Annotated in this window: 15 protein-coding genes; 13 read left to right on the top strand and 2 right to left on the bottom strand. The window is 48.7% G+C overall.

Annotated features, from left to right (window positions below; translation table 11 throughout):
* Positions 1 to 102: 102 nt before the first annotated feature.
* Positions 103 to 630: a hypoxanthine phosphoribosyltransferase gene (gene hpt, locus ACZGCQ_RS01230; RefSeq protein WP_023467572.1), complete on the top strand. Its 528-nt coding sequence runs from the start codon at positions 103 to 105 to the stop codon at positions 628 to 630.
* A 58-nt stretch (positions 631 to 688) separates the two neighbouring features.
* Here hpt and ACZGCQ_RS01235 read toward each other — a convergent pair whose 3' ends face one another.
* Both ACZGCQ_RS01235 and ACZGCQ_RS01240 read right to left on the bottom strand, forming a co-directional pair.
* Entirely contained in the window at positions 689 to 1,090 is a 402-nt protein-coding gene (locus tag ACZGCQ_RS01235; protein ID WP_069940386.1) for an SA1362 family protein, read from the bottom strand.
* 20 nt (positions 1,091 to 1,110) lie between these two features.
* A complete protein-coding gene (locus ACZGCQ_RS01240) occupies positions 1,111 to 2,043 on the bottom strand; it encodes a DUF1385 domain-containing protein (protein WP_029341089.1) in 933 nt (310 codons plus the stop codon).
* A 156-nt stretch (positions 2,044 to 2,199) separates the two neighbouring features.
* Between ACZGCQ_RS01240 and aroQ the strand changes: the two genes are divergently transcribed.
* The 12 genes from aroQ to ACZGCQ_RS01300 all read left to right on the top strand — a co-directional run bounded on the left by aroQ (position 2,200) and on the right by ACZGCQ_RS01300 (position 12,950).
* Entirely contained in the window at positions 2,200 to 2,646 is a 447-nt protein-coding gene (gene aroQ, locus ACZGCQ_RS01245; protein WP_029341090.1) for a type II 3-dehydroquinate dehydratase, read from the top strand.
* Positions 2,643 to 3,707, top strand: coding sequence for a M24 family metallopeptidase (locus ACZGCQ_RS01250; RefSeq protein WP_029341091.1), 1,065 nt, complete (start codon positions 2,643 to 2,645; stop codon positions 3,705 to 3,707). The genes aroQ and ACZGCQ_RS01250 overlap by 4 nt, the downstream gene beginning before the upstream one ends.
* A 35-nt stretch (positions 3,708 to 3,742) precedes the next feature.
* A complete protein-coding gene (gene efp, locus ACZGCQ_RS01255) occupies positions 3,743 to 4,309 on the top strand; it encodes an elongation factor P (protein WP_023467577.1) in 567 nt (188 codons plus the stop codon).
* A gap of 169 nt (positions 4,310 to 4,478) precedes the next feature.
* Entirely contained in the window at positions 4,479 to 4,928 is a 450-nt protein-coding gene (gene accB / locus ACZGCQ_RS01260; protein ID WP_481265137.1) for an acetyl-CoA carboxylase biotin carboxyl carrier protein, read from the top strand.
* Between the two features lie 15 nt (positions 4,929 to 4,943).
* Positions 4,944 to 6,296 carry an acetyl-CoA carboxylase biotin carboxylase subunit gene (accC, locus tag ACZGCQ_RS01265; protein WP_035409099.1) on the top strand — a complete coding sequence of 451 codons (1,353 nt, stop codon included), beginning with the start codon at positions 4,944 to 4,946 and terminating at the stop codon, positions 6,294 to 6,296.
* A 120-nt stretch (positions 6,297 to 6,416) separates the two neighbouring features.
* Complete coding sequence (nusB, locus tag ACZGCQ_RS01270) at positions 6,417 to 6,821, top strand: transcription antitermination factor NusB (RefSeq protein WP_023467580.1); 405 nt, start codon at positions 6,417 to 6,419, stop codon at positions 6,819 to 6,821.
* A 69-nt stretch (positions 6,822 to 6,890) separates the two neighbouring features.
* Positions 6,891 to 7,724 carry a bifunctional methylenetetrahydrofolate dehydrogenase/methenyltetrahydrofolate cyclohydrolase FolD gene (gene folD, locus ACZGCQ_RS01275; RefSeq protein WP_082627410.1) on the top strand — a complete coding sequence of 278 codons (834 nt, stop codon included), beginning with the start codon at positions 6,891 to 6,893 and terminating at the stop codon, positions 7,722 to 7,724.
* The gene (xseA, locus tag ACZGCQ_RS01280) at positions 7,721 to 9,043 is read left to right on the top strand and encodes an exodeoxyribonuclease VII large subunit (protein ID WP_481265138.1); all 1,323 of its coding nucleotides are present in this window, start codon (positions 7,721 to 7,723) and stop codon (positions 9,041 to 9,043) included. The genes folD and xseA overlap by 4 nt, the downstream gene beginning before the upstream one ends.
* Positions 9,044 to 9,045: 2 nt before the next feature.
* Complete coding sequence (xseB, locus tag ACZGCQ_RS01285) at positions 9,046 to 9,267, top strand: exodeoxyribonuclease VII small subunit (RefSeq protein ID WP_023467583.1); 222 nt, start codon at positions 9,046 to 9,048, stop codon at positions 9,265 to 9,267.
* Complete coding sequence (locus ACZGCQ_RS01290; protein ID WP_214728072.1) at positions 9,264 to 10,133, top strand: polyprenyl synthetase family protein; 870 nt, start codon at positions 9,264 to 9,266, stop codon at positions 10,131 to 10,133. The genes xseB and ACZGCQ_RS01290 overlap by 4 nt, the downstream gene beginning before the upstream one ends.
* Positions 10,134 to 10,250: 117 nt before the next feature.
* Positions 10,251 to 12,137 (top strand): 1-deoxy-D-xylulose-5-phosphate synthase, encoded by a 1,887-nt coding sequence (dxs, locus tag ACZGCQ_RS01295; RefSeq protein WP_023467585.1) that lies wholly within the window; start codon positions 10,251 to 10,253, stop codon positions 12,135 to 12,137.
* A 6-nt stretch (positions 12,138 to 12,143) separates the two neighbouring features.
* Positions 12,144 to 12,950 carry a TlyA family RNA methyltransferase gene (locus ACZGCQ_RS01300; protein ID WP_481265139.1) on the top strand — a complete coding sequence of 269 codons (807 nt, stop codon included), beginning with the start codon at positions 12,144 to 12,146 and terminating at the stop codon, positions 12,948 to 12,950.
* Positions 12,951 to 13,087: the final 137 nt, after the last annotated feature.

Below are 13,087 nucleotides of genomic sequence, written 5' to 3' on the forward strand. Positions count from 1 at the left end.
ACATTCCATTACAATTTAATGATAAAGTGCGCATTTAAAAGGTGTTATGTTATACTGAGCCTGAAAATGGACGAAGGGGGTGACGGGTGTTCGCACCTGGTCATGGAAATTACGATTAAAGAAAAGTTAGTGTCTGAGTCACAACTAAAAGAAAAAGTCCGTGAATTAGCACAACAGATTGAAGCAGATGCTGCCGGACGTCAAATCGTTCTTGTCGTCGTGTTGAAAGGGTCGATGGTCTTTGCTGCGGATTTGATGCGCGAAATCAAAGGAAGCGTTCAAATTGATACAGTCGCGTGCTCTTCTTACGGAACAAAGACCGTCTCTTCCGGGCGTGTCCAGTTGAAGAAAGATCTCGATCTCGATGTTCAAGGAAAATATGTCGTCGTCATCGAAGACATCATCGATACAGGACGGACGCTTCATTTCCTATGTGATCATATGAAATTACATCAACCAGGCGTCCTGAAGGTATGTACGTTACTCGATAAACCGGCACGTCGTGAAGTAAAACTCGACGCAGACTATGTCGGTTTTGAGATTCCGGATTACTTCGTTGTTGGGTACGGAATCGATTGTGCTGAGGAATATCGCAATCTACCGTATATCGGTTGGGTCGAAACGGATTGAACACGAAAAAAGGAGATTCGTCGCGTGACGAATCTCCTTTTTAATGTACTTTTGAAATTTAGAAAGCACGTTTTTTCTTTTTACCTTTTTTTCCTTCGATGACTGTCAGGTGAGGCGCTTTTGAACGATCCCGCAACGGTCTGACTTTATTCGAAGCCGGCGCTTTTGAAGACTTGACCGGTTTTTTCTTAAAGTCTGTCCGGCGAACAGAATTCGAAGAGCCATGCATTTTTTTTGATTGAGCGACGGATTTTCGGTACTGAGCGTTCGCACCATTTCCGACGCTTCGATTACGAGTCAGGAACTTAAAGAGCAAGAAGATAATCCCGGCGGTAATCCCGAAGAACAGCAATTGTGAAAACAGACTACTTGGATTGTTGACGAGTTTATATCCGAAGCCGACAAAAGCGAACAGTAACACGACGAGTGCAAATGTAGAACCAATGCGTTGTCTGATCATAATATCACCCCTGTTATCGATTAACCCAGTGCATTCTCATGTAGGTTATGTTCCTGTTTTTCCAACGCTTCAAACGCATAAATCGCAACCTCGATCTGTGAATCGTCCGGTTCCTTCGTCGTCAAGTACTGCAACCATAGGCCAGGCAAGGCGATGACGCGAAGTCCTTTAATGTGCTGTGCTTTATTCGTCAGCTGTAACACTTCAAATGAAAGACCGATGACGACCGGTAATAAAGCGATTCGGCAGACGAGACGCAACCAAAGCGGATCCGTTGGCACGATCAGATAGACGAAAAATCCGACGATGACGGTGAAGATCAAGAAACTCGAGCCGCACCGGTAATGAAGCCGACTGCTGACGCGAACGTTCTCGACCGTAAGTGGACGTCCTGACTCGACGCAATTGATGACTTTATGCTCAGCACCATGATATTGGAAAAGTCGTTTAACAAGCGGGGTCAACGAAATCACGTAGAGATAACTGAACAAAAGCGTTAATTTGATTGTTGCTTCAATGACGTTTTGAATGACATGTCCAGACAAGGCTGGAAATACATCGAACAGTGATGCAAGGAAAGCAGGTAGTAACGTAAAGAGTAATTTACCGAAAAAGAATGATAGGATCCCGACGACAGCTACGCCGAGCCATTTCGTCAAAGGACTGGCAGTCGCCTCTTCCGGTTCTTCTTCACCCGGTTTGACACCGTAGCGGTCACTTGCGAAGTTCATATGACTTGCGCCATTCGCTGAGGACTCCATCAAAGCAAAGAGACCACGCAAAAGTGGAATTCGTTTTCCTTTGGCGATTCGTGGTCGAACCGGTTTTTGCTGGGCAAACGTCTCGATCGAATCATCATTTCGACGAATCGCGGAGACTGCATGGGTCGCATTTTGGAACATGACGCCTTCGACGATGGCTTGACCACCGACTGGCGGATTAGTCGTTTTCATAATAGAACGCATCCCGTCTTCATTAAAATTAGGTGTATCGTCAGTGTACTTGATTTACGCTAAAAAAACTATGTTCGACTCGTCAAAACGAGGTAATCTTTAGGAGTCGGAAATCGGGTTATGATACAATGAAAAGGAATTCGAGGAGGTGTTTTTTTGCGTGTCTTGATATTAAACGGACCAAACTTGAATTTACTCGGAACACGCGAACCGGATACATATGGAACGGCGACATTAGCCGACTTAGAACACGACCTTCGCGCTTATTTTCCGAACATTCAGTTTCGGTTTGAACAATCGAACCATGAAGGACGACTGATTGATGTTCTTCACGAGGAACGGGGAGCGGACGGCATCGTCTTCAATGCGGCTGCCTATACGCATACGAGTATCGCGTTACGTGACGCGATCGCTGCGATCGAAGCACCCGTCATCGAGGTCCATCTATCGAATGTCCATGCACGTGAATCCTTCCGTCATCATTCGATGATCGCATCCGTCTGTCAAGGCGTCATTGCTGGACTTGGCATGACGGGATATCGTCTAGCAACGGAAGCACTTCAAGCTTTACAACAATCGGAACAAGGGGGAAATCAATCATGAAACAACGGATCGAGGCGTTACAAGCAGCTTTAAAGGAACGGGACCTTCCAGGATTACTCGTCACGAAAGCAGAGAACATTCGATACATTTCCGGCTTCACGGGATCAAGCGGTGCATGTCTCGTAACAGAAGAGCAAGCGTACTTCGTGACGGATTTCCGTTACACGGAGCAAGCGGCAGACCAAGTCAAAGGAATGGAGATCGTTCAAATCGAACGTTCGATTCCAGAGACGATGGGCGAATTGATGGCAGGAGCGCGTGTTCGCGCGGTTGGTGTCGAAAAGGATGCGATGACACTCGGTGCTTTTGAAGCATACGATCAAGCTTCGGCAATCGAGCTTGTTCCGACGACAGGAATCATTGAAAACCTACGCTTGATTAAGGATTCGTCAGAGATTAAGATGATTAAGGAAGCGGTGGAGCTCGCAGACGCGACCTTCCAACACATCTTGACGTACATTCAACCAGGACGAACAGAACTTGAAGTATCAAATGAACTAGAATTCTTCATGCGCAAGCATGGAGCGACGTCTTCTTCTTTCGATACGATCGTGGCGTCAGGCCATCGTTCTGCCTTGCCGCACGGTGTTGCCAGCTCGAAAGTCATTGCGACGGGTGAGCTCGTGACGCTTGATTTCGGAGCGCTCTTGAACGGTTATGTTTCAGATATCACACGGACTGTCGCAGTCGGTCCGATCAATGCCGAATTGCAGAAGATCTACGATACAGTCTTACAAGCGCAACTAGCGGGTGTCGATGGCTTAAAACCAGGTATCACTGGAATCGAAGCGGACGCGTTGACACGTGATATCATCAAAGAAGCAGGTTACGGTGAGTACTTCGGTCACTCGACGGGACACGGTATTGGTCTAGAAGTACATGAAGGACCTGGCTTGTCGTTCCGCTCTGAGACGAAACTTGAACCGGGCATGATCGTTACGGTCGAACCAGGTATCTACGTGCCGCAAGTTGGCGGATGCCGGATTGAAGATGACGTCTTGATCACGGAAACAGGTCGAGAAATTCTTTCGTCTTCACCAAAAGAACTGATCACTCTCTAATTCAGAGTGACGGGACATTTTAGGAGGAACCATTCATGGTATCAGTAAACGATTTAAAAACAGGATTAACGATTAAAACTTCAGACGGTATGATTTGGCAAGTACTTGAATTCCAACATGTTAAACCAGGTAAAGGGGCAGCTTTCGTTCGGACGAAAATGCGTAACATCCGTAACGGAAACATCCAAGAGATGACATTCCGTGGTGGTGAGCGTGTCGAGCGTGCACATATCGAGCGTAACAAGATGCAATACCTTTACCCAATGGGTGAGACTTACGTCTTCATGGACACAGAATCGTATGAGCAATTGGAATTGACGACGGCACAAGTCGAAGCAGCTCTTCCATACTTGCTTGAAAACATGGAAGTTCAAATCGCGGTTTACAACGGCGAAATCCTCGGTCTTGAATTACCGAACACAGTCGTCATGACGATCGTCGAAGCAGAGCCTGGCGTTAAGGGTGATACAGCTTCGAACGTCAAGAAAAACGCGACAGTGGAGACGGGTCACATCATTCAAGTACCACTCTTCATCGAAGCAGGCGAAAAAGTAACGGTTGATACACGTACAGGTGATTTCACAGGTCGTTACAACGGATAATATTGAAACGACAAGACGTCTCTCACCTTCTATCAGGTCGAGAGACGTCTTTTTTTCATCCAGCTTGACTTGCATCCAATGGTATGACCAGTTAATATAAGTATTTGAGTAGGCATTAGCACCTGGTATAATAATTGTGAATACAGCATAGATGGGGGAAGAATGACAGATGAAAATCGATCAGTTGAAACAAGTACTCGAAATGCTCGATCAGTCGAGTGTAAATGAACTCTCACTCGAGACGGATACGTATAAATTGAAGTTGAAGAAACAAGGAGAAACAGTGACGGTCTCGCACCAAGCACCTGCTGCGCCGGTAGCGGCTCCTGCTCCAGTTAAGCAAGCAACGGCTCCAGTCGAGGAAGAGGCGACTGCGGATGATACGGTCACGATCAATGCCTTGATGGTCGGAACGTTCTATTCGCGTCCGAATCCGGATAAACCGGCATACGTCAAAGTCGGTGATCAGATTGAAGTAGGTCAGATCGTTTGTGTCCTTGAAGCAATGAAGCTCTTCAATAACTTAAACTCGGAAGTATCTGGAACGGTCGTCGAGATTCTTGTCGCCGATGGAGATCTCGTTGAATTTGGTCAACCACTCTTCCGGATCCGTCCGTAAACGGGGGTGAACAGCATGGAAAAATTATTGATTGCCAACCGTGGAGAAATCGCCGTCCGTATCATTCGAGCGGCAAAGGAACTTGGAATACAGACCGTTGCTGTCTACTCGACGGCAGATAAGGAAGCCTTACACGTTCGTTTAGCCGATGAGGCGTACTGCATCGGTGAGGCGAGTTCTGCTTCATCCTACTTAAACGTTACGAATATCCTCGCAATCGCAACGAACCGTCAAGTAACGATGATCCACCCGGGTTACGGTTTCCTAGCCGAGAACGTTGATTTTGCTGAGATGTGTGAAGCGTGCGGAATCAAGTTCGTTGGTCCGACGTCGGATGCGATCCGTCAGATGGGGATCAAGGACGTCGCGAAGAAGACGATGATCGAGTGTGGAGTGCCTGTCGTGCCTGGTTCGGATGGAACGGTCACGGACGAAGAAGCGGTCGCACTGGCGCAAGAAATTGGTTATCCAGTCATCATCAAAGCAACAGCCGGTGGTGGAGGTAAAGGGATTCGGGTCGCTCGTTCGGAAGAAGAGCTGATCAACGGGCTAAGTGAGACACGTCGTGAAGCAAAACAAGCTTTCGGAAACGGGGATGTCTATTTAGAACGCTTCATCGAAGAATTCCGCCATGTCGAGGTACAAGTCCTCGCTGACCGACACGGGAATGTCATTCACCTTGGTGAACGGGATTGTACCGTCCAGCGTCGGATGCAAAAACTGATCGAGGAAGCGCCATCACCTGCGGTCAGTGAAGCGACACGATTGAAGATGGGTGAGGCTGCCGTAAAAGCCGCAAAAGCGATTCAGTATACAGGAGCAGGGACGATCGAATTCATTTTCGTCGAAGAGACGGAAGAATTCTTCTTCATGGAGATGAATACGCGCATTCAAGTCGAACACCCGGTAACGGAGATGATCACTGGGTTCGACCTCGTTCAAGCGCAACTGCAAGTGGCGCTTGATCATCCGCTTGCCGTCAAACAAAAGGATATCAAGTTCCACGGTCATTCGATCGAATGCCGAATCAATGCCGAGGATCCAGACCATGATTTCCGTCCGTCTGCTGGACGCGTCACACAATACGTGACACCAGGCGGAATGGGTGTGCGCATCGATAGTGCGGTCTATCCGGGGTATATGATTCCACCGTACTATGATTCGATGGTTGCGAAGTTGATCGTCCATGCGGAAACACGGGAAGAAGCATGTGCGAAGATGGAACGTGCACTGGCTGAATTTTGGATCGAAGGTGTCAAGACGACGATCCCGTTCCACGAACGTGTTCTCAGTCACCCGGTATTCCGGCGTGGGACGTTCACGACGAAATTCGCAGAGCGTGAGCTAAAAGGTACGATCGTTAACTGAATCAGGACGGGAGTTTGTGCGACGAACTCCCGTCTTTTTTTGGCGTTCTCTATGTTTTTTAAAAGAGGAATGTGCTAAACTAACTGATTGAGAACGACAAAAAAAGGAGCACGCAAAATCATGATGAAACGACACATGGCACGCGAACTCGCAGTCCAGTCTTTGTTCCAAATGGAGCTTTCGGATCTGACTGCACAAGAGGCCATTGAATTCGCGGTAGAAGGTAAGGAATATGACACATTCGTCGAGCAATTGGTGAACGGTGTCGAAACGAACAAAGCAACGATTGACCAACACATCCGAGAAGCACTCGTCAACTGGTCATTCGAACGACTCGGAAACATCGAGCGGACGATTCTTCGCTTAGCCGTCTACGAATTGTTATTCGAAACGAACATTCCAGTTCGAGTGACGATCAACGAAGCGATTGAATTGACGAAAGCGTTCGCGGATGAAGAAGCGACAAAAATCGTGAACGGTGTTCTCGGTAAGGTCGCACAAGGCGTCGTCAAAGAAAATTCATAAACTTGTAAAACCGAATAGAGACAAACAGACAGAAGAGTGAATCGAACTTTTTGGGGGAGTGGACAAATCATGGCAGTAGTAATCGATGGAAAACAGGTAGCCCATTCATATCGTATGAAGCTGAAAGAAGAAGTCGCACGTCTGAAAGAACAGCGGATTCAACCGCAATTGACTGTCATCCTGATTGGCGAAGATCCTGCTAGTCAGTCCTATGTACGTGGTAAAGAAAAGGCGGCGAAGGAAATCGGCATGGATTCGGAGTTGATCCGACTTCCGGCAGAAACAACGGAATCAGAGCTTCTTCACTTGATCGACCGTCTGAACGTTGATGCGAGTGTCCATGGGATTCTCGTCCAATTGCCGTTGCCTGACCACATTGATGAGAGTAAGGTCATTTTTGCGATTTCTCCTGAAAAGGACGTCGATGGTTTTCATCCTGTCTCTGTCGGGAAAATGATGATTGGTGAACCGACATTTTTACCGTGTACACCAAACGGCATTCTTCATCTCGTCAAAGAGATGAACGTACCGATTGCCGGTCAACACGTCGTTGTCGTCGGACGTAGCCAAATCGTCGGTAAACCCGTCGGTATGTTGTTCTTGAATGAATCGGCTACCGTTTCCTATTGTCATTCAAAAACGAAAGACCTCGGTGCGATGACGCGTCAAGCGGATATCTTGATCGTCGCAGTCGGCGTACCGAAGCTGATTACGGCGGATATGGTGAAACCGGATGCTGTCGTCATTGATGTTGGTGTCAACCGTGTTGATGGCAAACTCGTCGGTGATGTCGAGTTTGATACGGTACAAGATGTTGCATCGATGATCACACCTGTTCCAGGTGGCGTTGGTCCGATGACGATTACGATGCTACTGCATAACACGATCGAGGCTGCGCGATGAGCGAACCTCTTCACGTTTCCGATTTAGTCCACTATGTCAAACGTGAACTAGAAGGCGACGCCCTTCTGCAACAAGTCCAGGTGGTGGGAGAAGTGTCGAACTTTAAACGACACTCTTCCGGTCACCTTTATTTTACGTTGAAGGATGAGCAATCACGGATGAAAGCCGTCATGTTTGCCCGGGATGCCAGTCGAGTCAAAGCAGACGTTCGCGATGGGATGCGTGTTGTCGTTACGGCACGCTTATCCGTCTACGTCTCTTCTGGAGAGATGCAACTCTATGTCGAACGGATGACGGAAGACGGTGTAGGAGCGCTGTATGAGGCGTTCTCACGCTTGAAGGTAGATTTAGAAGAGCGTGGCTGGTTTGATCCAGCAATCAAACAGCCGTTGCCAGCTTTTCCAGAGCGCATCGGGATCATTACGTCGCCAAAAGGAGCAGCGCTTCATGACATCGCAACGACACTCCGGCGCCGTTATCCGCAAGCGGCCATCGTCTTCGCCCCGGTCCTTGTACAAGGAGTGGATGCGGCACCACAAATCAGCCGTGCCATTCAGCTGATGAATGAGCATGCTGCCTGTGATGTGTTGATCATTGGTCGTGGTGGTGGTTCGATTGAGGAGCTGTGGGCATTCAATGAGATGTCTGTCGTGACAGCCGTGTTTGAATCACGCATTCCGATCGTCTCTGCTGTCGGTCACGAAACGGATTTTACAATCAGTGATTTCGTCGCCGACGTTCGTGCTGCTACACCAACAGCAGCGGCAGAACTCGTTACTCCGGAAGCAGAGGCACTCACTCGACGGGTGCAGGATGTGGAGCGTCGTTTAGAACGAACCTATGCACAACTTCTTAAAAGTAAACAGGAGCAAGTGACACGGCTTGCCGCGAGCTACGGTCTGAAATCACCACGCGTTCTACTCGGACTGAAGCAGGAGCAACTAGACCGAGCAGAGATGTCACTCCAAAAGGAGATCAAGCAAGTAATAGCGCAACACCAGCAACAGGTGGAGCGTCTTGACACACGCTTAATGCGTGTGCCGGTGCGGGATCGCTTCGTGCAACAACGGGCGACGATTGAACAATCACGACGTCGACTCGAAATCGTTCGTCGACTCTTGCAATCGAAGCAACAACAGGTGCGTCATGTGCTCGCGCGACTCGACTCCGTCAGTCCGACGCATGTTCTGATGCGCGGCTATACGTATGTCGAACAGGATGGACAAATCGTCCGTTCCGCGAAGGCATTGACAGCGTCTTCGTTCGATATCCGATTCCATGATGGAACGATTCGTGCTAAACGAGAGGATGGGGAGTAAGAATGGAGACGGAACAATCTTTTGAAGAAGCACTGGAACGATTAGAAGAAATCGTCACGTTACTCGAAGAGGGCGAAGCTCCTCTTGAACAGGCGATGGCTCTATATGAAGAAGGCGTCAAACTGACGGCTCTTTGCCAAGGAAAGTTATCCGTTGCTGAGAAAAAACTCGATCAAATCCTGGAGCAAGATGGTACGCTTCGGGAAAAAGGAGGAGCGCAATGATTGCTTTGAATGAGTGGAAGACACAAGTCGAAAACAAAATGGAAGAGTTCATGGAGCGACTCGACGCACCGGATCGTTTACGCGATTCGATGCGGTATTCACTCGATGCGGGTGGGAAACGAATTCGCCCAGCCTTGATTTATGCGGTACTCGATGCTTTTTCGATCGACCGTGCAAAAGGTGACGCGACTGCTGCGGCACTCGAGATGATTCATACATACTCACTGATTCATGATGACCTTCCAGCAATGGACGATGATGATCTGCGTCGAGGGCGTCCGACGAATCATATCGCTTTTGATGAAGCGACAGCGATTTTAGCAGGAGATGCCTTGCTTACGAACGCCTTCAGCTGTCTTCTTGAGACACCGGCTTCGCCAGAAGTGAAGCTTGCCCTTGTCGAACGATTGTCAGCAGCAGCAGGTGCTACAGGTATGGTCGGAGGTCAACTCGACGATATGCTCGGAGAGCACGGCGGCATCAATGACGTAGCGGAGCTTGAGTCGATTCACCGTCGGAAAACAGGAGCACTCCTCGTCTTTGCAGTCGAAGCGGGTGGATTGCTTGCTTCGGTCAGCTCGAGCGATCTTGATCACTTGAAGCAATACGGTCGCCATCTCGGAATCGCATTCCAAATTCAAGATGACATCTTGGACGTGACGGGAGATGCTGAAAAAATCGGCAAACCGGTTGGTAGCGACGAAGGGAACGAAAAAGCAACGTATCCAAAATTACTGGGTCTTGAAGGCGCGAAACGCGCGCTGACAGCTCAGGTGGAAGCAGCGGAACAAGCGATTGATGCATTATCAGTCGAAGCGACGACACTTAAGGAACTGCTCGACTTCGTGGTCAAGCGCGACCATTAAGCAGGACGACGCATCTGCGTCGTCTTTTTCTATGCTGACAATGGCGCTCGATAGATTGTTCTAGTACAATGTAGGGTACAAACCCTATAAGATTGTAAGGAAAAGAGGCGGTAAGGTATGAAATTGACAGAAATACAGGATCCGTCATTTTTAAAGCGTATGTCGGTCTCCGAACTCGAAGTACTCGCAGGCGATATTCGACGCTTTTTGATTGAAGAATTAGCGACGACAGGTGGACACTTGGCACCGAACCTCGGTGTCGTCGAGTTGACGCTTGCGTTGCATCGTGAATTCGACAGTCCGAATGACAAGTTCGTCTGGGATGTCGGGCACCAAGCATACGTGCATAAGATTTTGACAGGACGTGCGAGCCAGTTTGATACGCTCCGTCAGCACAAAGGACTCTGTGGGTTCCCGAAACGCAATGAGAGTGTGCATGACGTCTGGGAGACAGGACACAGCTCGACGTCCTTGTCAGCAGCAATGGGGATTGCTGTCTCGAATGAACTAAGCGGTAAGAGTGATCGTGCAGTCGCGATCATCGGTGATGGTGCGTTGACAGGTGGGATGGCACTCGAAGCATTGAATCATATTGGAGCAGAACAACAAAACGTCATCGTCATCTTGAACGATAACGAGATGTCGATTGCACCAAACGTTGGGGCGATGCATCAAATGCTTGGACGAATTCGTTCATCACGTAAAGTGCGTTTTGCCCAAGACGAGCTTGAAACGTTGATCAAAAAGATTCCGGTCATTGGCGGACGCCTTGAAAAAGGAAGCGAGAAGTTGAAGGAAGCCGTTAAAGGCGCACTTGTTCCTGGCATGTTCTTCGAAGAGCTCGGCTTCAACTATTACGGTCCGGTCGATGGGCACGATCTTGATGATTTGATCGAACAGCTCAATTACGTGAAAAAAGAAGAAGGCCCTGTCCTACTTCATGTCATCACGAAAAAAGGGAAAGGCTATCGTCCAGCAGAGTTCGATGGCGTCGGCACATGGCACGGTCTTGGACCATACAAGATGGAGTCTGGCGAAGTCATTAAAGGGAAATCAAAAGCACCTAGTTATTCCTTTACGGTAGCGGATACGTTGACGAAGATGGCACGCGACGATGAAAAGTTAACGTTGATCACGCCAGCGATGAGCGTCGGTTCAAAACTCGATTGTTTTGAAAAAGAATTCCCAGAGCGGATGTTTGACGTCGGCATTGCAGAACAACATGCTGTGACGTTCGCAGCTGGTCAAGCGACGCAAGGCATGAAACCTGTCGTATCGATCTACTCGACCTTCTTCCAACGTGCATACGATCAGCTCGTTCACGACGTGGCGCGTCAAAATCTAGATGTGACGTTTACGATTGACCGATCAGGTCTCGTTGGCGCAGATGGTGAAACACACCAAGGCGTCTTCGATATTGCCTTCATGCGTCACGTACCGAACATCCGGATCGTCATGGCGAAGGATGAGAACGAACTGCAACACTTGCTCTATTCAGCCGTCAAATATGAAGGGCCAATCGCCGTTCGTTTCCCACGTGGAGAAGGTATCGGTGTACCAATGGACGAGACATTGCATGAAATTTCTCTTGATACATGGGAAGTCGAACGTGAAGGAACGGACGTCGCGATCCTTGCATTCGGACCACAAGTACAAGATGCGCTCAAAATTGCGGATCTCCTAGCAGACGAACTATCGGTTCGTGTCATCAATGCCCGGACGATCAAACCGCTTGATGAGAAGATGCTGAACGCCCTTTACGCCGAAGGCATTCCACTCGTGACGCTCGAAGAAGCCGTCCTAAAAGGTGGATTCGGATCAGCTGTCCTTGAACATGCGAACGAGCAGGAAGCATTCCCACGCGTCAAACGCTTTGGTATTCCGGATTGGTATATCGAGCATGGCGGTGTGAACGAATTACTAGAAGAAATCGGATTATTACCTGGACAAATCGCAGAAGAAGTACGCGCTTTCGTCAATCAAGGAAAGAAACAGAGTGTGTGACGATTCATGGAAAATGTAAAGAAAATCCGCCTCGACGTTCTTCTCGTCGAGCGCGGTTTGTTTGAAACGCGTGAGAAAGCGAAGCGGTCGATCATGGCTGGACTGGTCTTTAGCGGAACGGAACGATTGGAGAAGGCCGGTGAGAAGGTCAAATCGGACATCGATCTGCATGTCAAAGGTCAGTTGATGCCTTATGTCGGTCGTGGAGGCTTCAAGATGGAAAAGGCACTTCAAGTATTTGATTTCGATGTCACGGGTAAAACAGGTCTCGATATCGGATCTTCGACAGGTGGCTTTACCGACTGCTCCTTACAAAATGGAGCAGCGCATATGTATGCGCTCGATGTCGGTTCCAATCAGCTGGACTGGAAGCTTCGCTCGGATGACCGTGTGACAGTGATGGAGAAAACGAACTTCCGGCATGCGACACTAGACATGTTCCCTGTTGCGCCGCAGTTTGCGACGATCGATGTGTCATTCATCTCGTTACGATTGATGCTTCCACCTCTGAAGACGATCCTCGTTGAAGGAGGAGATGTCATGGCGCTCGTCAAGCCGCAATTCGAAGCGGGACGTGATGATATCGGCAAAAAAGGTATCGTGCGTGATGAACGGATTCATGTCCGTGTCCTCGAGGAGATGGTCGAATTTTTCATTCAACAAGGATTCTATGTAAAACAGCTCGACTATTCACCAATTACTGGTGGAGAGGGGAACATCGAGTTCTTATTGCATGCGCGCCTTGGTCAACCAGGGCTTGACCCATCTGTTGATGCGACAGAGACAGTCAAGCAAGCACACGCTAGTCTTTAAAACGAACAGATGAAAACGAGGACGGATCCGGTTCATGGGTCCGTCTTCGTTGTTGTTCGGAGCGACGAAAACCGTATAATAAAATGGCAAACGTGGACTTTTAATGATTTATTGGATTACAATAGTAACATCGAAGA

The sequence above is a fragment of the Exiguobacterium sp. HSB13 genome, from assembly GCF_056764755.1.

Bases quoted from the DNA above. Each gene is read 5' to 3' on its own strand.
- hpt (WP_023467572.1), top strand. From the start codon at position 103: ATGGAAATTACGATTAAAGAAAAGTTAGTGTCTGAGTCACAACTAAAA.
- accB (WP_481265137.1), top strand. From the start codon at position 4,479: ATGAAAATCGATCAGTTGAAACAAGTACTCGAAATGCTCGATCAGTCG.
- xseB (WP_023467583.1), top strand. From the start codon at position 9,046: ATGGAGACGGAACAATCTTTTGAAGAAGCACTGGAACGATTAGAAGAA.
- folD (WP_082627410.1), top strand. From the start codon at position 6,891: ATGGCAGTAGTAATCGATGGAAAACAGGTAGCCCATTCATATCGTATG.
- ACZGCQ_RS01290 (WP_214728072.1), top strand. From the start codon at position 9,264: ATGATTGCTTTGAATGAGTGGAAGACACAAGTCGAAAACAAAATGGAA.
- dxs (WP_023467585.1), top strand. From the start codon at position 10,251: ATGAAATTGACAGAAATACAGGATCCGTCATTTTTAAAGCGTATGTCG.
- ACZGCQ_RS01240 (WP_029341089.1), bottom strand. From the start codon at position 2,043: ATGAAAACGACTAATCCGCCAGTCGGTGGTCAAGCCATCGTCGAAGGC.
- nusB (WP_023467580.1), top strand. From the start codon at position 6,417: ATGATGAAACGACACATGGCACGCGAACTCGCAGTCCAGTCTTTGTTC.
- accC (WP_035409099.1), top strand. From the start codon at position 4,944: ATGGAAAAATTATTGATTGCCAACCGTGGAGAAATCGCCGTCCGTATC.
- ACZGCQ_RS01235 (WP_069940386.1), bottom strand. From the start codon at position 1,090: ATGATCAGACAACGCATTGGTTCTACATTTGCACTCGTCGTGTTACTG.
- ACZGCQ_RS01250 (WP_029341091.1), top strand. From the start codon at position 2,643: ATGAAACAACGGATCGAGGCGTTACAAGCAGCTTTAAAGGAACGGGAC.
- efp (WP_023467577.1), top strand. From the start codon at position 3,743: ATGGTATCAGTAAACGATTTAAAAACAGGATTAACGATTAAAACTTCA.
- xseA (WP_481265138.1), top strand. From the start codon at position 7,721: ATGAGCGAACCTCTTCACGTTTCCGATTTAGTCCACTATGTCAAACGT.
- ACZGCQ_RS01300 (WP_481265139.1), top strand. From the start codon at position 12,144: ATGGAAAATGTAAAGAAAATCCGCCTCGACGTTCTTCTCGTCGAGCGC.